Below are 19,338 nucleotides of genomic sequence, written 5' to 3'. Positions count from 1 at the left end.
CTAATTAACATTATTTGTTTGAATTCTTACAACGGCTACCACTTTAGGCTTAGTAAGCGCGGCAGTTATTTAAAGTTTACTTGATGTGGATCAAGAGTATGTTGAACTATTCAAACAGGTTATGCTGTCGATATGAGTTCTGATATTGGGAAAGAGGGTCATAAATTGTTGAAATATATATTGCTACAATGTCGTGGTGGCTTTGAGGCAGAGTGCGCGGCCGAAATAGCGGAACATTGTAGCGCCATAGAAATTGCTGGTTTTCCTCGATTTGAAGTGAATTCTGGCTATGTACTCTATGAAGTGTTTGGAGATGCTCTTGAATGTATTCAGCGAATACCTTTCCGTTCTCTGATTTTTGTTCGTCAATGGTTTGCTTGTTTGCCGGTGTTTGATGATCTGCCATCACACGATCGTTTGAGCGTATTGCTGGGCCCAGTTGCCGATTTGCCAGTGTCGGCTGAACTGTTAGCCGAAGTGCCAGATACAACTGACGGTCGTGAGGTTTTGCCTTTTGCGGGTAAATTGGCTTCAGCAATGGCACAAACTCTTCGTCAGCAGGGAGTTATGTTACCGCGTAAAGCAAGAGCAGATTGGCGCATGCATCTATTTGCTTTATCAGGAAAAAAACTTTTTGTCGGTGTCAGTCCCAAGCGTAATAGTTCCAATTTGGAAATGGGTATTCGGCGGCTGAAATTTCCTGGTGCAGCTCCCAGTCGTTCAACATTGAAATTAGAGGAGGCTTGGCATTGGTTTATTCCTCAAGCTGAATGGTCTGAACGTTTAGGAGGAGGTAAAACAGCTGTGGATCTTGGGGCGGCTCCAGGAGGGTGGACTTGGCAGTTAGTAAAGCAAGGCATGTTTGTTACTTCTGTCGATAATGGACCCATGGCAGAATCTTTAATGGATACTGGTCAGGTTACCCATGAAAAAGCCGATGCGTTTCATTTTCAACCTGCTAAACCCGTGGATTGGATGGTCTGTGACGTGGCTGATAAGCCTGCAAGAGTGACTTCAAGAATGCTTGATTGGGCATTGAACGGTTGGTGTCATGAAATGATTTTCAACCTTAAACTACCGATGAAAAAGCGTTATCAAGAAGTAAGACAGTCACTTGCGTTAATTGAACAAGAATTGCAAGAAGCGGGTATATCCTATCGATTATCTGCCCGTCATCTTTATCATGATCGAGAGGAAATTACCTGTCATCTGGTTCTTCGCTAATTCATTCTTTGCCTATCTTTAGAATGAATAGCGCTTGCAGGTTTATTAGGCGTAAATTTTCTGAGACAATAGCGGATTGTTTTAATGGTGGGTCATAATGAGCAGCTATAAATATGATCTTACTCTTGATGCTTCAGGGCTTTTTTGTCCAGAGCCTGTGATGATGTTGCATAAAGAAATTAGACAGATGGAAGCAGGTCAAGTGTTGTATGTGAAGGCAACCGATCCTTCGACGCAAAGAGATATTCCTAGATTCTGTGAGTTTTTAGGACATCGTTTGCTTGATCAGTCAAATCTAGAAGAGAGTTATGAATACTTTATTCAAAAAGGAACTGAGTGAAGCTGAGCAAGCAGCACTAAAAACTGAGCAACTGTTGATGGAATGTGAGCAGAGGCTAAGTCAGATTGAATCTAAACAACAGCGAGTTGAGATAAACAAAGTGAGTGATCCGGAAAAGAATGCAGCAACTGACGTTTCAGCAGCTACTAAGCCAAATAAAAATCGTGCTGCTAATATGGCGGCTGTTCAGTTATTGATGGATGCGTATCCCAGCGTTTTCTCAAGAGAAAATCCAAGACCTCTTAAAATTGGTATTCAAGAAGATCTTGTTGCTGATGACAAAGTCTCGCGCACAAAAATTAAGCGTGCATTGGCATCTTATGTAAGATCGCCTCAGTATTTGCGTAGTTTTCAGGAAGATGCCGATCGTATCGGTCTCGATGGTCAGCCTGCTGGTAAAGTGACCGCCGAAGAAGCTCAGCATGCCCGTAGCAAACTAAAAGCGATGCATGAAGCCCGCAAAGAGCGTGTAAAAGAACAGGCTAAGGAAGCACGTAAAAAAGAGAAGGAAGAGCGCTTAACCAGCAAGCTGGATCAACTACTTTCTTTAAATGCTCGCAAATAAGATAGTAAAACCAACCTATTGGATACTGCTTATTAAGGGTTAAATTGATTTTTACTGACGGCTGGTCCCTAAAAGTGACCAGCCGTCAGACTTCCCGCCGTTAATCCACAATGATCCAAAAGCTTTTGCCATGCAGCAATATGGCGTACTTTTGCTTGTTCATAGGCAAACAAAAATCCATTTTGATGATTTTTGTCGAAAATCGTTGAAAAGTAGTCTGCCGAACTCTTCGGTACAGGTAAAGCGCTGAGTAATTCGTTTTGTAAGCTGATCCAGCGTTGGCCAAATTGATCTGTGCTTGCCAGATACGGCTGAAACTCAGATGCATAAAAGTTTCTAAATACGTTCTGAATAATGGTGGACCTGTTATTGGGCTGGCGGTTAAAACAGATCGGTCGCTCTTCGAGTCTTTGTTCAATGCCATCTGCTACCGCATTCATCGCCTCAGTTAACAGCGCAATACTGCGAAGCCACTGGCTCCCAAGTTCTGTTCGGTAGAGCTGCTCATAGTAACTTTCTAATGATTGAATGAATTCCGCTTCTAAAGCGCGTGTTGTTTCTTGCGTTACTTGTGCGATAACTAAAAAAGGATCGAGAGTTTGCTGAATGAAATTGATCTGACCACTGGACTGTATAGGCAGTGGGGTTGTTGATCGTGAGAATTGCTGCTCCATTTCAGGTGAGGAGTAAAGCGCATTCCAGATCACATAGGGCAATTGTGTTTCTTTGTGTTCACGAATTTCTTGTACTCGGGTGAGTAGGGGAGTTAGATCCGCTTCTTCAGACACTCTATTTAATAAATATTGTTCACATTGCTGAATGGCAGGAAGGAAACGAAGCTCATACTGAAGTATTTGCGAGGGGGTCATGACGCGACCTAGATTACTATTCCGTTCAGAAATCAGTGGTAAAAGATCGCAGTGGCGCAGTCTGAGAACATCAATCAACCCTTCACGTAATTCGGGTATCTCTATACGTCGTTCTCTTCTGGGTGGAAGTATAGGATAACTGGACTGATTAGGTTTGAAGTCTATGGGATGTTCTATAGCATTACTGACCCGTTGGGTATAGTCGCGAAGCATTGACTCAGCTGTTGGCTCAGCGCAACCACTAAGAATCGTTACCGAGAGCAGTGCTATGAGACATGCTTTGTGCATTTTTTGATACTCGATTAAGACGTGTCATCAACATTACGGCACCTGCACTGAGTCCGATCAATAAGCCGTACCAGAAACCCGCTGCTCCCATCGCAGGTATGAAAACATCCGTTAATCCAAGAAGGTATCCAGCAGGCAGTCCAATCACCCAAAAAGATACAAAGACCAATAATAGCGGGATAAAGGTGTCTTTATATCCCCTAAGTGCTCCAGCAGCGCTGACTTGTAATGCATCGGAAAATTGAAATAACGCGGCAATCATCAGCAGAAGCACCGCAAGACTCGCAATTTCCATATCATCGATATAAAGCCGTGTAATTTGTTGCGCCAGTAAAATGGTTAGCAAGGTTGTTATGAGTGCAATCACCAAGGTGAAGCCTATACCAGTCATGGCGGCAAAGCGTGCATGCTGACTGTTACCACTGCCTTGAAGTTGCCCAACGCGAATCGTCAATGCCATGGCAATACTGAGCGGGATCATAAACACCATACCCGTATAGCTGATGGTGATTTGATGCGCTGCCAGAGTCACTTCGCCAAACGGAGCCAATAACAGTGCTATCACGCTGAACATGCTGGCTTCGATCAATAAGGCGATACCGATCGGAGTGCCCAAGCGAAGTAGCTGCACCATGCTGACTATTTGAGGCCTATGCCAGGGTCTCCAGAGGGGTAGAGGTTTGAATTGACTGCTTATGCGAGTGTAGCTGACGCCAGTAAAAAACATAATCCACATAACAATAGCGCTTGCCCAGCCACATCCCACACCCCCCATAGCTGGTAAGCCGAATTTGCCAAAAATAAATATATAGTTGAGTGGGATGTTACATATCAGGGCCAATAACGCGATTTTCATAATCGCACGGGTTTTACCAAACCCTTCACTGAAGCCACGAATGGTTTGATACAGCATTAAGGCAGGAAAGCCCCATGAAATTGCCTCTAAATAGCGGCGAGTTTTATCCTGCAGGCTATCTTCTAAAGACAGGATCGATAAAACCGGGTCGGTGTTTTGTAACAGCCAAAATGAAACAATGCCCAGTAAAAAAGCAAGCCAGATACCCTGCTGAAAAATACCCGGTGTTTCAACATCTTTTTTGCCGCCCACCAGATGAGCAACGGTTGGAGTCACCGCCATTAAAATGCCAGAAAAGGCTAAATAAACAGGAATCCACAAGCTGGTGCCTAGCGCAATGGCGGCTAAATCTTCGCTACCTGCTCTTGCGGACATTAGCGTATCGACAAACCCCATCGAGTTCTGTGCAATTTGCGCAATCATGATTGGCCAAGCTAGCAGCATCAGCTGGCGAACTTCAGCTTTTCTGCCTAATACAGTAACGGTTGTTGGGTTTAGCATGGTCGTGTGATATCCGCCATTCATGGCTTAGAGAAAATGAACCTGTCCGTGGTGTAAATTTTTTACTGTAGGGTGTTCATCCTGAACAAAAAAAACGGGGTGCTTAGTAGCACCCCGATCTAGTCTAACAGAGCTAATAATTTAGTCTAGACGTGCTTTTACATAACTACCCGGTGCTGGTTCAATCGGTGTGAAAGTTGCGTTGCCGTAATCTTTCGGTGCATCGACTTTTTTACCTGCACGACGTTTGAGCCATTCTGACCAGTGAGTCCACCAAGAACCTTCTTGTTTCTCGGCAGTTTCCAGCCAGTGATCAGGCCCTTTGCCTAGTTCACCCTTGGTCCAGTAATGGCGACGGTTTTTTGAAGCAGGGTTGATAACACCCGCAACGTGACCACTAGCACCTAATACAAACTCCAACTGTCCTTTGAAGGTTTCAGTTGAACTGAAAGTACTCTTCCAAGGCGCAATGTGGTCTTCAATTGTCGACAAGAAGTAACAAGGTGTTTTGATTTTGCTCAGATCAATCGGCTCACCACAAATGGTAACACCGCCTGGCTCAACCAGCTTGTTCTCAAGGTACATCTTGTTCAAGTAGAAGGTGTACATGCGTGCTGGCAAGTTGGTAGGGTCACTGTTCCAGTAAAGAATATCGAAAGGAGGTGGTGTTTGTCCCTTAAGATAATTGTTCACCACATAAGACCAAATCAGATCATTTGAGCGCAGCATGTTAAAGGAGGTAGCGAGTTCTCTGCCATGCAGAATACCTTCCTTGTTCACTTTTTCTGCTAACGACTTTACTTGGTATTCATCGATGAATACTTTTAGATCGCCTGGATCTTTAAAGTCTGTCAGTGTGGTTAAGAAGGTTGCTGAAGCGATGCTGGCATCTTTACGATTAGCCATAACCGCCATTGCAGTCGCCATTAACGTACCGCCTACACACCAAGCCACCGTATTAATTTTGTCTTGCTCTGCAATTTCTTTGGTGACTTCGACTGCTTTTAGAACACCTTTCTCGACATAATCATCCCAGCTTAAGTGGCTCATCTCTTTGCTTGGGTTAACCCACGCTACGAGGAAAACGTTATAACCCTGTTCAACACAGTATTTAACGTAAGAGTTATGAGGCTGTAGGTCTAAAATATAAAATTTATTGATGCTGGGTGGTACTATCAATAGTGGCTTTTCAAAAACTTGCTCAGCTTCGGGTTTGTAATGAATCAACTGGAACAGGTCATTTTGGAAAACCACAGCGCCTTCCGTCATGGCAATGTTTTTGCCTAACTCAAAAGCGGATTCATCAGTCATGCTGATGTGACCTTTATCAATATCACCTAGCAGATTCTTCAAGCCATCAACGAGACTTTGACCTTTGGTCTCCAATGCCTGATTCAGCACTTCTGGGTTAGTCATGGCAAAATTTGTCGGCGACATGGCGTCAACAAATTGTTGTGTATAGAATTCGAGTTTCTTCTGCTCTTTTTCAGATAACTTCGCGTTGGATGCCATCTCGGTAAGCATTTTTGAAGAAAGTAGATAAGACTGTTTGATATAGTCGAAAACTGGATTTTTTGACCATTCTTCATTCTGGAAACGACGATCACCCGGTGTTGGTTGTGCAACCTGCTCCGAGGTACCCGTTAGGATATTTTTCCAAAGATTTAATTGCGCTTGCTGATAGTCTGCAATTGCTTTAATCCAAAGGGTTGGATCTTCAAGAGATCGTGTAGCCAATTCAGTCCAAGAGTTAGTGAACTGTTTGAAAATATCATCACCTCCTGTGGCAGAGTACATCTCCAGTAGTTTACTGGTTTCTTCACTGACGTAATTGATGAAGGCTTGTGGGTCTGAGGTGTTACTTTCTTTCTTTTCCATAGATGCTGCCTGTTTTATGCACTCAGTTGTCTTATCATAATAACGAATTCAGTTACACTGTAAACCGATTCATTCTACTACCACATTAGCACTTAGGTGGACATGAGTCGAATACTTAGGAGAAATTTATGTGCAGTGCGGAAACCTCTATGCACCCATACGAACTAGAGCTTATGACTACTTCAGGGTGTCATCTTTGTGATCTTGCGGTAGAGGTTTTGATTCAAGTACTTGATCCAAAAATATTTACAGTAGATTTGGTGGATATAGCCTATGAGGATGAGCTAATGGAGCGCTATGCCGAAAGGATTCCAGTATTGCTTTGTCCTGCGCAAAAAAAAGAGCTGGGATGGCCGTTTGACCAAACTCAGCTCTCTGCTTTTGTTAATGATTTGTTATCTAGTAGCGTTATTCCAGGCTAGTTGGGCGCGTTCGTAGTCACTAAACACTCGTGCAGGTTGACCTGCCATAGTGTTATAAATGACACCAAATGCTAAAACGTTTAAGACATATCCACGGGTTTCGTCAAACGGAATGGTTTCAATCCAAATATCTAGCGGCAAATGCCCTCTGGCTGATAACCACTGACGAACTCGTCCAGGGCCGGCGTTATAAGCAGCAGTGGCATGCACGCGATTATTACCAAATTGACGTTGCATCTGCGCAAGATAAGCCGAACCTAATCTCACGTTAATATCAGGCTCATTCAGTCTGTCTAGGCTGCTTAATGGAATGTTGGCTCTTCGTGCGGTTTCTCTAGCGGTTTCTGGCATGAGTTGCATTAAACCCCGAGCACCTGCTCCAGAGCGGGCAACGTCTAAAAATGCACTTTCTTGTCGCGTGACTGCTAATGCCCATGATGGCTCAATTTCAAATTCACGACTGGCTTGGTCAAAAAGATTTTTGAACGGCGCGGGGAATCGAAGTGCAAGGTCATCCCATTGATCACTGGCAATAGCGCCACGTATCCCTTGAAAGTACCATCCCCAGCTTTGTACAACGTGTGAGGCTGCATGAAGTTGTTCGGGTGATAGCATACTCACCATAAAGTTCCATTCTTGTGTCGCTTCACGCGTTTGACCTAAACGATAAAACTCATACATGCGCTGCATCGCAGGCAGACCAGAAATCTGCTGTTTTTGCATTGGCGTGAAGTTACTAGGACGGTTGTTAATAGAGAAAGGACGTTGAGTCAATTCAGCTGCTTTAAATCCGTAGTAACTGCGTTCAGACGCTAAGATATTGAGTTGTTCGGCATTCGGTTGTCTACCAAGTTGTAAATTGGCGACTAATGACCAATAGAGCCAGCGTCCTTCAGATTGAAGGTTGTCAGGCAGTTGATTGATCAGTGTTAAGACTCTGGGCCAATCTTGCTGGGTTAAGGCTAATCTCGCACGCCACTCGGTAACATCACTATACTGGTAAGTAGGGTCAACCTGCGCGAGTACCACCTCAGCATCTGGCTGGAAACGTTTTGCATAGAGAACGCCCAGTCGATTAATCACCGGAGCTTGAACTTCAGTAGAGAGTTGTAGGTTTTTGTTCAAAGTCGCCCAAGTTACCAGTGCTCGGCGAAGATCGCTGGTCGCAAGGCGCTGAATGGACATCGCGACTAATCGATCAGCATAAGGGTTATTCGGTCTTATCAGGCCAGGATTGTCTGCAAGTGATTCTGGTTGGTTGTAAAGTTGCCAAACCAATGACATCTGTTGCTGGGCAGCAGGATCCGTAATAAATCTTTCTACATAACGAGCTATGGCGATATTGTTGCTTTCCACAGCTAGTACAGCTCGCTCTAGACCCGCCGCAGAGGTAATCTGCCCGTTTTCAATCATGCGGTTAAATAAAGGATCGCATGACGCATGTTGTGATCCACCCACTTGCCAAAGGCGCAAGCCTTCACTGTAGGCCTTGGCACTGTTTCCAGCTTGCAGTTCTCCGCGAGCAGCCATGCATTCTAATTGTGCGCTTGGATTGCGAACCTTAGTTATGTAATGGTTGAAGTCAGACCAGCGTCGATCTTCAGCTAGGCTGACGGTGTAGGCACTGGCAAAGCGTTGATACAACGGTGTGCCTTGAAAAGTCAGTAAAAGTTCATCCGCTTGTTCGGGAGTGATTCGTTTGAGTTGTTGAATCGCCTGTGCATACTGAATGTAAGGTAAGAGAGGATAGTCAGCGAGTTGTGGCAGCACCTGCTGCACTCGATCATGTTGACCTGAACGAGCGGCGTCTAGCGCATCAAGAAACTTTTCGCGCTGGTTTTCAAGAGGGCTAGCGAGCAGAGAAGCAGAAAAAATAATGCCGGATACGAGTAAACTCGCGCGTGTCATGAAATGCAAAATAGACCTCCAATAAAGAGCACATTGACCAGTGCCACAAGTAAAGACAGTGTAGCGCTTGCTAGGTTCACTTGAGAAGAGGCATTCGATAGAAATACAAATGTGAATGAAGTCATTTCAATCAATATCAAACCATAGTTTTCTGGTAGAATACGCACCATATTAATTTAGGTGTAAGCGAAACGATATGGCTTTAATCAGATTGGATGCATTGTGCCTAGCACTGGGTAACCGTGTACTACTGGATAATGCAGCACTTCAAATCGAAGCAGGTGAGCGTATTGCCTTAGTCGGATTGAATGGTGCCGGAAAATCAACTCTTATGAAACTCATCAGTGGTGAGGTTCAGCCTGATAGTGGCATTATTTGGCGCGCTCCTTCTTTGCGAATTGCGCAATTGCCGCAGGCTTTGCCACAAGCCGATGATCGCCTTGTCAGGCAGGTTGTCAGTGACGGTCTTGCTGATGTTGTTGCGATGCGCCAAGCCTACGAAGAGTTGGCAATGCGTCAGGATAATAAAGCGATGCGTGAGTTAGAGTCACTGCAGCATAAAATTGAAGCTGCGGATGGCTGGAACCTGGAGCAAAAAGTAGAGCGTGTATTAACCCGTTTAGACTTGAATCCGGATCAACCTATGTCGGCATTATCCGGTGGTTGGCGAAGACGCGCCGCGTTAGGTGCAGCTTTAGTGCAAGAGCCTGATCTACTGCTCTTAGATGAGCCTACCAACCATTTGGATATCGAAGCCATTGAGTGGCTTGAACAAGTATTGCTGGAGTTTCAAGGCGGTGTCTTGTTGATTTCGCATGATAGATCCATGGTTGAACATCTGGCGACATCCATTGTTGAATTAGATCGTGGCATTCTGACCAAATTTCCTGGTAACTATTCGCGCTTCTTAGAGCAGAAAGAAGCGTTGCTCGAAGAGGAAAGTCGTCACCAAGCTGAGTTTGATAAAAAGCTAGCTCAAGAAGAGCGTTGGATACGTCAAGGGATCAAAGCACGAAGAACCCGTAACGAAGGTCGTGTGCGAGCCTTAGAACAGTTACGTCGAGAACGTTCACAGCGTCGTGAACGACAAGGAAAAGCCAGTTTTTCACTCGATGAAGCGTCTAAATCAGGCAAGTTAGTAGTAGAACTGGAGCAGGTATCTCATGCCTTTGCTGATAAGCAGATTATCGATCAATTGGATTTGAAAATTCAGCGAGGAGATCGAATCGGTTTAATTGGCCCTAATGGCGTCGGTAAAAGTACGCTGCTAAAGATATTGCTGGGTGATTTAAAGCCTGATCAAGGTGAAGTTCGTATCGGTACCAAAATGGAAGTCGCCTATTTTGACCAGCTAAGAGACAGTTTGGATCTTGAAAAAAGTGTCATCGACAATATTTCCGGTGGACGAGAAAGTATTGATGTTCAAGGTCGCTCTCGACACATTATCAGCTATTTGTCCGATTTTTTGTTCAGTGCTGAACGTGCAAGAACGCCTGTAAAAGCGCTTTCAGGTGGCGAGTGTAATCGTGTTCTTTTGGCACGTTTATTCAGTAAACCTGCCAATATGCTGGTTCTCGATGAGCCAACCAACGATCTCGATGTAGAAACCCTTGAGTTGCTGGAAGAGATCTTAATGGGCTTTAACGGTACCGTCTTGTTGGTGAGTCACGATCGTGCTTTTCTCGATAATGTTGTGACTAGCACTCTGGTCTTTGAAGGTGAAGGTAAGATCAAAGAGTATGTCGGTGGATATCAAGATTGGCTTCGTCAACGCGACCAGTCTGCACTTGCTAAAGCTGAGGCGCAAGCCGCTGTCGAGCAGAAGGGTGACTTCACGAAACAAGAGACGGTTAACCCCGTAGCAGCCGCTAGCGTGGCCAAAACAACGACGCGCAAGTTAAGTTACAAGTTGCAGCGAGAGTTAGATTCACTGCCAGCGGAATTAGAAGCGGCAGAAGCTAAGCTAGAAGCGTTACAGCAGGTTTGCGCTGATCCGGATTTCTACAATCAAGATCATGCACAGGTGAATCAAGCGTTGGAGGCACTTCAGCAGCATGAGGCGCTACTCGAGCGCCTCATGGAGCGTTGGGTAGAACTTGAAGCCATGCAGGAATAGCAGTTTTTAACAGCTATTTGGCATCCTGATCTTTCACTCGAATGGCTAATACATCACATTGTGCACCGTGCAATACCCCGTTTGCGGTCGAGCCGAGTAATAAGGCAAGACCGTGACGGCCATGGCTACCCACAATGATTAAGTCTGCAGAAACTTCACGTGCTACTCGATGTATTTCTGATTCGGTGTGGCCTGTGACGATATGGCGTCGACTAACAGGGTGATCAACGGTTGCGCAAAGTTGATTCAGCTTTTGCTCTGCGTGCTCATCAAGTTGTTCTTGAATAGTAGAAAGATCCATGGGGACATCACCGCCATAGGCGAAGGTGAGAGGTTCCACCACATGAATGATATCCAGCTCGGCATCATAGAGCCGAGCCAGCTCAGCGGCTTTAGTGATCAACTGGTCTGATTCATCAGAAAGATCAATTGCCAACAGAATATGTGAATAAGTGCTCATGGCCGTGCCCTTTATAAATGAATGAATTCATATTAAGTATAGGATAGTAAAATGGAATGGGTAATTTCAATAGTGGTAATGTTGTCACTTATTGGCTCAATTATGTGGATTCGACCCAGTCCACGTGAACGCATGGTGTCTCAAGTGCGTCTTCACGCACGTAAGCTTGGTTTTATTGTGCAGATTGCTCAGTTGGAAACCACTCGTGCAAAAGGTGAAATGGAGCCAGAGAAGGTTCGTTTACCCGCATACCGTATCCTCCGTAACGATCTTAGCCGAGACGAAAAAGATCGTTGGACCAGTTGGCAGATTTTTCGAACTGACAATGTTGCTAATCAAGGTCTTCCTCAAGGATGGTCATGGAAAAAAGGTGAATATGAGCTGTCAAAAGACGCATGCGAAATCATTTCCCAGCTGATTGCTCAGCTTCCCAAAGAGGTAAGAGCATTGGAATCCAGCCCTATGCACTTTAGCGTATATTGGCGTGAAGCAGGGGGTATCGAGCAATTGGACGCGATACATTTGGCTATTCAGCCTATTCTAAAAGCAAAAATCTAACTTTAAGACACATCAATAATAAGGAAAGCCCATGGATCTACCCAAACCAGGTCGCTATCGTCATTACAAAGGTAGTGAGTATGATGTTATTGCAGTGGCACGTCATTCTGAAACTGAAGAGTGGATGGTGGTTTATCGGCCTTGTTATGCAGAAGCGGATCTTTGGGTTAGGCCAGCGTTGATGTTTCAAGAAACGGTGACATTGCCATCAGCAGAAGTGGTTCCACGTTTTGAGCTATTGAGCCTAGCTGAATAAAAACGGTTTACACAGCAGCGCTTATCTACTCGTGTACCCTTAAGGTTGCTCCTTAAGGTATGCGTCAAGTGTTTCAGCTAGAGCCCCCGGTCCAAGATCTTTCTTAGGTTGCAATTGATCAATTAATCCCTGTAATGGAAGTAGTCTGTCACGTTTTTGATGCTGTGGGACTGCCGCCCTAACCAGCATGGCTTTAGCATGCTTAAGATGGGTTAATGCGGCAACCTTATCACCCTGTTGCATCAGGGCTTTACCTTGAATGATATGGGCATCAGCCACCATTGAGACATTCAGCCAGTAAAGTTCTTGTTGATACGTATGAGCTAATTGTGCGGTCATTTTGCCTTTGTTGGCCATATCAATGATGAGCTTTTCAGCGAAATTGATATAAATTTGAGCTTTTCGAACGGCGCGGTCATTGTTAAAAGGATCTTGCTTGGGCCGAGTACGGTCAGTGGTGTCTTTAATTTTACTGACTTCGGTCATTAATTCTGAGTCAGGTGCCAGTACACCAATTTCCTCAATCAAGGATAAGGCGTGCTGATTTAGCTTATCGATAATGTCGCCTCGACAATTAATTTCTTTGAGTACCGATAGTGCGTTAAGTGTATGTTCTGACTGCTCTTTAAGCCACTTTAGTCGTGTGTTTCGATATTCTCTTTCACGTTCTCGTGATGTGATGACATAGTTAACCGTTAGCGCAGCTAAGCCTAAAGCAGCAATCAGAAATACGTACAACAGGTTGTTACTTAGCATCAGATTTGGCACTCTGGTCGCATTAGATGAATCAAAGAAATACAATTGACAGCGCATTTTACGCTCTGTTTAGACTATTATGGCAACTTTTACGTAAAGTTAAACTCTCTAAATCTAACGGATTGACTTGACCCAGTCCGACTCAACACTTATATATGCACGATATTTTCCGACGCATAGCGACATTAAGGAATCGATTGAATGGGTAAAACCCTTGTCATTGTGGAGTCACCGGCCAAGGCCCGCACGATCAACAAATACCTCGGTAGCCAATATGTGGTTAAGTCTAGCGTGGGTCATATTCGTGATTTACCGACCAGTGGCAGCGGCTCAGCCACCTCAGATCCCAAAGAACGCGCCAAGCTTGCTGCTCAGACTCGCAAGCTTTCAGACGAAGCGAAAGCCGAATATCGTAAGAAAAAATCTCATGAGCAGTTGATTAAACGTATGGGTATCGACCCAGATCATGGCTGGGATGCTCGTTATGAAATACTGCCTGGCAAAGAAAAAGTGGTTGATGAACTGAAAAAGTTAGCAGCCAGTGCCGATGAAATTTATCTCGCAACGGATTTGGATAGAGAGGGAGAAGCAATAGCCTGGCATTTACGTGAAGCTATTGGCGGTGATGACTCTCGGTTCAAGCGTGTTGTGTTCAACGAAATAACCAAAAAAGCAATCAAAGAAGCCTTCAAGGAGCCTGGTGAGTTAGCCATGAGCCGAGTGAATGCTCAGCAGGCTAGACGCTTCTTAGATCGTGTTGTTGGTTATATGGTGTCTCCTTTGCTTTGGGAGAAGGTAGCCAGAGGTTTGTCTGCGGGTCGTGTGCAATCCGTTGCGGTTAAACTAATTGTTGATCGTGAACGAGAGATCAGAGCATTTATCCCCGAAGAATATTGGGAAGTGTTTGCTTCGACTGTCAGTGCGCAGGGTGATTCTCTTAAACTGCAAGTCACCCGCCATGGTGATATAGCCTTTAGGCCAACCAGTGCGGATGAAACCCATAAACTTGTTGAGCTGTTAAAATCCGCTGACTACGTCATCACCGGTCGTGAAGACCGTGCAACCAGCAGTAAACCGTCAGCACCGTTTATTACCTCAACATTGCAGCAGGCTGCCAGTACACGTTTAGGTTTCGGTGTTAAGAAAACCATGATGATGGCGCAGCGTCTTTATGAAGCGGGTTACATCACCTACATGCGTACTGACTCGACGAATTTGAGTGAAGACGCGGTTAATGCTTGTCGCGAATATATTCAAAGTAATTTTGGTGATCGCTATTTGCCAGAACAGCCACTTCGATACAGTAGTAAAGAGGGCGCACAAGAGGCTCACGAAGCGATTCGTCCTTCCGATGTAACGATTACAGCAGATGCATTAAATGGCATGGAGTCTGACGCTGAGCGTTTGTATGACTTGATTCGTCGTCAGTTTTTAGCCTGCCAGATGACACCAGCGCAATATACCAGCACTCGTATCACGGTTAATGCAGGTGATTTTGAGCTTTCTGTTAAAGGTCGCATTTTGCGTTTTGATGGTTACACGCGTGTATTACCAGCGCGCGGCAAGAATGAAGAAGATATTATTCTTCCTGATCTACAGAAAGGCGACCAGCTTAAGTTAGAAGCTTTGGAACCAAAGCAGCATTTCACTCGTCCATCACCCAGATACACTGAAGCCAGCTTGGTTAAAGAGCTAGAAAAACGAGGTATTGGTCGTCCATCAACCTATGCTGCGATCATCTCTACCATTCAGGATCGCGGCTATGTCGAGGTGCAAAATCGTCGCTTTTATGCCCTGAAAATGGGTGATATTGTGACGGAGAGACTCAATGAAAGCTTCTCAGATCTCATGGATTATAGCTTTACCGCGCGTATGGAAAGTTACCTAGATGAGGTCGCTCGCGGTGATCTTGAATGGAAAGTTCTGTTAGATCGCTTTTATGCTGACTTTGTTAAAGACCTAGAAACGGCTCAAGATGCAGAACAGGGCATGAGACCTAATACGCCTACGCCAACGGATATTGATTGTCCAGAGTGTGGTCGTCATATGATGATTCGTACTGGCAGTACCGGTGTGTTTTTAGGTTGTTCGGGTTATAACCTTCCCCCGAAAGAGCGTTGTAAGTGCACGATAAACCTCATTCCGGGTGATGAAGTTGTCAGTGCCGATGCCGATGATGAAGAAGCTGAATCACGTATTTTGCGCAGTAAGCATCGATGCAAGCTCTGTGGAACCGCCATGGATGCCTACTTGTTGGATGAAAATCGCAAGCTGCATATCTGTGGTAACAACCCAGATTGCACTGGTTTTGAGATAGAGCAAGGTAATTTCAGAATAAAGGGCTATGATGGTCCAACTATCGAGTGTGATAAATGCGGTTCGGACATGCAATTAAAGACGGGTCGTTTTGGCAAGTTCTTTGGCTGTACCAATAGCGAATGCAAAAACACTCGTAAGCTGTTACGTAGCGGTGAACCGGCTCCACCAAAAATGGACCCCGTTGCCATGCCGGAGTTGGCTTGTGAAAAAGTGGACGATACCTATGTGCTTCGTGATGGCGCAAGTGGTTTGTTTTTGGCCGCTAGTCAGTTCCCTAAAAAGCGTGAAACACGTGCGCCCTTAGTCAAAGAGTTATTGCCTCACAAAGATGAGATAGATCCTAAGTATCACTTCTTGTTAACGGCTCCGGTTCAAGATGAGGAAGGTAATCCCTCTATCGTGCGTTATAGTCGCAAAACCAAAGAGCAGTATGTGATGACGGAATCGGAAGGTAAGGCAACCGGCTGGCGCGCTTTTTACGATAACGGACGATGGGTTGTTGAGCAGGCGAAAAAACGCACTACGAAATCCTAATAGTTATTTTTGGACAATTTTTGAACGATTTGAAGTATCCCTGGAGGGGACAATGAGTGAAGTGTATCTAGCGCGGACAAATCAGAAGCTGAACTTTGTTCGATTGCATTTAGATGCGTTACAAGCTGCCCAGAACTCGAATTCATGGAGTAAACATGCACTGATCGAATCTTATCAAGAGTCGATCCTGTTTCACTTGGTGTCTGCTTATAGCTCCTTGTTAAGAGAGATTGCAGAGCGATATCAAGTGGATGTGAATAGCGTCACGACCTTGGAGGACTTAGTGCGTGGTTTTGAAACATCAGGTTTTGAATCACCCGAGTTGAATGAGTTGTTGCAGCTTGAAGCCGACCCTCATAACTGGTTGCATCAGTTGCAACAGTCTTATGCGGCTTGCTGGAAAGCAGTTGACAAAGAGAAGCCCTCTTCTGTTGCGAGCTTGTCTGAAATTCAGGTAATGCAAGTTAACCCAAATCATGCGGGTGATGCAGGTGTTTTTTCAGAATATCAAAACTGGTTAGGTCAGATGAGACAGCTAGTTGAGAAACTGCGGGAAGGTATGCAGGAGTGGTAAGCTCCTGCATCAAGGTCTAGTCTTGTTCTTTTGTTAAGGCAGTGTTTAGCTGCCTTGACGAATAACACCGACGCCCAGTCCTTCGATTTCTAACTCGTCATGCGTTAAATCTAGCTCAATCGGGGCAAACTCTTCATTTTCGGCTATTAAACTGACATGCGTTCCATCACGCTGAAAACGTTTTACGGTCACTTCATCACCGATTCGAGCAACCACAATTTGTCCATTACGAACATCACGTGTTTGATGAACCGCCAACAGATCACCATCCATTATCCCAACATTTTTCATACTCATGCCGCGTACACGAAGAAGATAATCGGCTTTAGGGTGAAAAAAATCTGGGGCGATATTGCAGCGCTGTTCGATATGTTCGATTGCCAAAATGGGAGAACCGGCTGCGACCGAACCGATTAACGGAAGACCCGTTTCTTCAGCTTCTACAGCAGGCTCGTCTGGAAGACGAATGCCGCGAGAGGTGTGTTGAATCATCTCAATCGCGCCTTTTCGCTGCAGTGCTTTTAAGTGTTCTTCCGCTGCATTTGCTGACTTAAATCCCAGCTCTTTTGCAATTTCAGCTCGTGTAGGTGGATAACCCGTTGCTTCAATATGGCGACGGATACAATCAAGAACTTCTGTTTGACGCGCTGTAAGTTTCATTTTTTTACCTGTTTTTGTGTACAGTTACTGCATTTTTGTACAGTATTGTCTCTACGTCAAGTCAGTTGTGTCTGAAAAGGTATGTTTTTGTTAAACTCTAGGCTGAAAACACAGAGGGTCTTCGCTTGCTGGACGCATCATTAAAAAAAGAGATACAAACTGCCTATAGTCAGTTTTTGGATAGTCGTGGTTTAAAAGCACGTCCAGCACAAAAGCAGATGATTGCTGCGGTTGCCAGAACTCTGGGCGCTATCCGTGCAGATGAAAAGGGTAAACGTTTAGGTGAATCTCATCTTGTCGCGGTTGAGGCCGGTACCGGTACCGGTAAAACGATTGCCTATTTGCTAGCTGCCTTACCTATTGCCAAGCGTCACAATCTGAAATTAGTGGTCTCCACCGCTACGGTCGCTTTGCAAGAGCAGCTGATTGATAAAGATCTTCCTGAGTTAGCTGAGCATGCAGGGCTCAGTTTTCGCTATACCCTAGCCAAAGGACGCGGGCGCTATCTTTGTTTGAACAAAGCTGAACAACTTCTCGATACCCAAGTGTCTTTAGGGCAGATGGCGCTTTATGAGGATGAAGAGCAACTAAAGGTCGAACCATCGGTACTGGAAAAAGTTCGTCTGATTATGCAACGTTATGCTGAAGGTGTTTGGGATGGAGACAAAGACAAGCTGAACGATGCACCTACCGATGAGATATGGGGTCTTTTGACCAGTGATCACATGCAATGCAGCAATCGCCGTTGCATCAATTTTAGTGTCTGTCCTTTCTATCGTGCGCGCGAACAGATGGTTGATGCTGATCTTGTTATCGCCAATCATGATCTAGTGCTGGCTGATCTGTCTTTAGGGGGTGGCGCTATTCTTCCAGAGCCTTCTAATACCCTGTATGTGTTTGATGAGGGACATCATCTTGCGGATAAAGCTGGCAGTCATTTTTCCTACAGTTTACGACTGTTAACAGCGCTGCGTTTGATTGGCGGGATGGAAAAAAAGCTTTTGCAATTCAGTCAGCACTGCAGTTCCAGTTTTCTGGATGATCTTGTTACTCGGATGCATCAACCCATCGCTGATCTTCTGTTAGCATTGAACGCATGGCGTGAGCTTGCGGAAGGCTTATCCTTTGATTCGGATCGAGGTCGGACACCTAGGGTTAGGTTCACGAATGGCAGACAACCTGAAAGCTGGATGATACCGGCAAAAGAAGTGTCTCATTGTTGTCAGCGACTCTTGCAGTATCTAGAGCAGTTAGCTGCGTTATTAAAAGAGGCCATGGAAGGTAATCTTGCAGATATCGAAAGAGGTCAAGCGGAGGCCTTTTTCCCGCAATTAGGTTTTTTACTCAATCGTATCCAACAGATGAGTTGGCTGGCTGGAAGTTTTGCCCGCCCTGATGAAGCGGGCAACAGTCCCACTGCTCGTTGGGTGGTATTGCATGAAACGCTTCAGGGGCCAGAGTATGAGTGCTGTAGCAGTCCGGTTTCCGTCGCCGCAACCTTGCAAGAACACTTATGGCAAGCTTGCTTTGGTGCCTTAATTACGTCTGCTACGTTAACAGCCTTGGGGAATTTTGATCGCCTTAAGCAAACCCTTGGTTTACCAGAGGATACGCCTTGTGAGCGTTTGATGAGCCCCTTTGATTATTTCAATGCCGCTGAGCTTCATATTCCGAAAATGCGCAATGATCCAGGTCGCGTCGATGAGCATACCGAAGAGGTCACTGAATTCCTCAATGCAGAACTCCCTAAATTGTCTGCAAGTTTAGTGCTGTTTAGTTCATGGAAACAGATGTTCAAGGTTTTAGAAGGATTAAACTCTGATCTTAAAGAGCGAGTAATAGAGCAGGGTGGACGATCAAAATCAGCCATGTTGCAGCAGCATCGAGAGCGCATTGATCAAGGCCAGCCCAGTTGCTTGTTTGGATTGGCTTCCTTTGCGGAAGGTGTTGATCTCCCTGGTGATTATCTCACCGATGTGATTATTACTAAACTTCCTTTTAGCGTACCGGATGATCCTGTGGATGCCACCTTGGCAGAGTGGATCGAACAGCAAGGTGGGAATGCTTTCTCAGATTTAGCAGTTCCCGTGGCCTCTATGCGTCTTACACAAGCGGTGGGGCGTTTGCTAAGAACTGAAAAAGATCGCGGACGAGTGGTGATTTTAGATCGTCGTTTGACTGGCAAATTTTATGGTCGACAAATCCTTGATGCCTTGCCACCTTTTCGTCAGGTGTTCTGACAGGGTAAGATAGA

17 protein-coding genes are annotated in these 19,338 nt (G+C 45.2%); 10 read left to right on the top strand and 7 right to left on the bottom strand.

The genetic code is table 11. The features are described from left to right. Positions 1–132: 132 nt before the first annotated feature. The 3 genes from rlmM to F7R24_RS08660 all read left to right on the top strand — a co-directional run bounded on the left by rlmM (position 133) and on the right by F7R24_RS08660 (position 2,129). Positions 133–1,224: a 23S rRNA (cytidine(2498)-2'-O)-methyltransferase RlmM gene (gene rlmM / locus F7R24_RS08670; RefSeq protein ID WP_240776059.1), complete on the top strand. Its 1,092-nt coding sequence runs from the start codon at positions 133–135 to the stop codon at positions 1,222–1,224. 97 nt (positions 1,225–1,321) lie between these two features. Continuing rightward, complete coding sequence (gene tusA, locus F7R24_RS08665; RefSeq protein WP_151670855.1) at positions 1,322–1,564, top strand: sulfurtransferase TusA; 243 nt, start codon at positions 1,322–1,324, stop codon at positions 1,562–1,564. After that, positions 1,533–2,129 (top strand): ProQ/FINO family protein, encoded by a 597-nt coding sequence (locus F7R24_RS08660; RefSeq protein WP_240776057.1) that lies wholly within the window; start codon positions 1,533–1,535, stop codon positions 2,127–2,129. The genes tusA and F7R24_RS08660 overlap by 32 nt, the downstream gene beginning before the upstream one ends. Positions 2,130–2,197: 68 nt before the next feature. On the opposite strand, the gene F7R24_RS08655 is transcribed toward F7R24_RS08660, so the two are convergent. From F7R24_RS08655 to F7R24_RS08645, 3 genes are all read right to left on the bottom strand, one after another. Beyond that, the gene (locus F7R24_RS08655; RefSeq protein ID WP_168926804.1) at positions 2,198–3,211 is read right to left on the bottom strand and encodes a DUF3080 family protein; all 1,014 of its coding nucleotides are present in this window, start codon (positions 3,209–3,211) and stop codon (positions 2,198–2,200) included. Between the two features lie 28 nt (positions 3,212–3,239). After that, on the bottom strand, positions 3,240–4,643 hold the full coding sequence (locus tag F7R24_RS08650) for an MATE family efflux transporter (RefSeq protein ID WP_151670853.1): 1,404 nt from the start codon (positions 4,641–4,643) through the stop codon (positions 3,240–3,242). A 141-nt stretch (positions 4,644–4,784) separates the two neighbouring features. After that, the gene (locus tag F7R24_RS08645; protein WP_151670852.1) at positions 4,785–6,521 is read right to left on the bottom strand and encodes a PHA/PHB synthase family protein; all 1,737 of its coding nucleotides are present in this window, start codon (positions 6,519–6,521) and stop codon (positions 4,785–4,787) included. A 128-nt stretch (positions 6,522–6,649) separates the two neighbouring features. On the opposite strand from F7R24_RS08645, the gene F7R24_RS08640 reads away from it, so the two are divergent. Next, positions 6,650–6,943 carry a glutaredoxin family protein gene (locus F7R24_RS08640; protein ID WP_240776056.1) on the top strand — a complete coding sequence of 98 codons (294 nt, stop codon included), beginning with the start codon at positions 6,650–6,652 and terminating at the stop codon, positions 6,941–6,943. Here the strand turns inward: F7R24_RS08640 and F7R24_RS08635 are convergent. Then, positions 6,917–8,851 (bottom strand): transglycosylase SLT domain-containing protein, encoded by a 1,935-nt coding sequence (locus F7R24_RS08635; RefSeq protein ID WP_151670851.1) that lies wholly within the window; start codon positions 8,849–8,851, stop codon positions 6,917–6,919. The genes F7R24_RS08640 and F7R24_RS08635 overlap by 27 nt on opposite strands. A gap of 196 nt (positions 8,852–9,047) precedes the next feature. On the opposite strand from F7R24_RS08635, the gene F7R24_RS08630 reads away from it, so the two are divergent. Continuing rightward, complete coding sequence (locus tag F7R24_RS08630) at positions 9,048–10,967, top strand: ATP-binding cassette domain-containing protein (RefSeq protein WP_151670850.1); 1,920 nt, start codon at positions 9,048–9,050, stop codon at positions 10,965–10,967. Positions 10,968–10,980: 13 nt separating this feature from the next. Here the strand turns inward: F7R24_RS08630 and F7R24_RS08625 are convergent, their stop codons facing one another. After that, positions 10,981–11,427 carry a universal stress protein gene (locus F7R24_RS08625; RefSeq protein WP_151670849.1) on the bottom strand — a complete coding sequence of 149 codons (447 nt, stop codon included), beginning with the start codon at positions 11,425–11,427 and terminating at the stop codon, positions 10,981–10,983. A gap of 51 nt (positions 11,428–11,478) precedes the next feature. On the opposite strand from F7R24_RS08625, the gene F7R24_RS08620 reads away from it, so the two are divergent. Next, positions 11,479–11,985: a hypothetical protein gene (locus F7R24_RS08620; RefSeq protein WP_151670848.1), complete on the top strand. Its 507-nt coding sequence runs from the start codon at positions 11,479–11,481 to the stop codon at positions 11,983–11,985. Between the two features lie 31 nt (positions 11,986–12,016). Beyond that, on the top strand, positions 12,017–12,241 hold the full coding sequence (locus F7R24_RS08615; RefSeq protein WP_151670847.1) for a DUF1653 domain-containing protein: 225 nt from the start codon (positions 12,017–12,019) through the stop codon (positions 12,239–12,241). A gap of 39 nt (positions 12,242–12,280) precedes the next feature. On the opposite strand, the gene F7R24_RS08610 is transcribed toward F7R24_RS08615, so the two are convergent. Then, positions 12,281–13,054 carry a DNA topoisomerase I gene (locus tag F7R24_RS08610; protein ID WP_240776054.1) on the bottom strand — a complete coding sequence of 258 codons (774 nt, stop codon included), beginning with the start codon at positions 13,052–13,054 and terminating at the stop codon, positions 12,281–12,283. Positions 13,055–13,198: 144 nt separating this feature from the next. Between F7R24_RS08610 and topA the strand changes: the two genes are divergently transcribed. Together topA and F7R24_RS08600 are read left to right on the top strand one after the other, a co-directional pair. Next, positions 13,199–15,850: a type I DNA topoisomerase gene (topA, locus tag F7R24_RS08605; RefSeq protein ID WP_151670846.1), complete on the top strand. Its 2,652-nt coding sequence runs from the start codon at positions 13,199–13,201 to the stop codon at positions 15,848–15,850. Between the two features lie 52 nt (positions 15,851–15,902). Continuing rightward, positions 15,903–16,424 (top strand): DUF6586 family protein, encoded by a 522-nt coding sequence (locus F7R24_RS08600; RefSeq protein ID WP_151670845.1) that lies wholly within the window; start codon positions 15,903–15,905, stop codon positions 16,422–16,424. Between the two features lie 45 nt (positions 16,425–16,469). Here F7R24_RS08600 and lexA read toward each other — a convergent pair whose 3' ends face one another. Continuing rightward, complete coding sequence (gene lexA / locus F7R24_RS08595) at positions 16,470–17,084, bottom strand: transcriptional repressor LexA (RefSeq protein ID WP_151670844.1); 615 nt, start codon at positions 17,082–17,084, stop codon at positions 16,470–16,472. Positions 17,085–17,209: 125 nt separating this feature from the next. Here lexA and dinG point away from each other — a divergent pair, with 125 nt between their 5' ends. Continuing rightward, positions 17,210–19,324, top strand: coding sequence for an ATP-dependent DNA helicase DinG (gene dinG, locus F7R24_RS08590; RefSeq protein ID WP_151670843.1), 2,115 nt, complete (start codon positions 17,210–17,212; stop codon positions 19,322–19,324). The last annotated feature ends 14 nt before the right edge of the window (positions 19,325–19,338 follow it).

The sequence above is a fragment of the Nitrincola schmidtii genome (assembly GCF_008973715.1).
Lineage (GTDB): Bacteria > Pseudomonadota > Gammaproteobacteria > Pseudomonadales > Balneatricaceae > Nitrincola > Nitrincola schmidtii.
The sequence above is the reverse complement of the archived record's forward strand: the minus strand, read 5'-3'. Positions and strand labels throughout refer to the sequence as shown.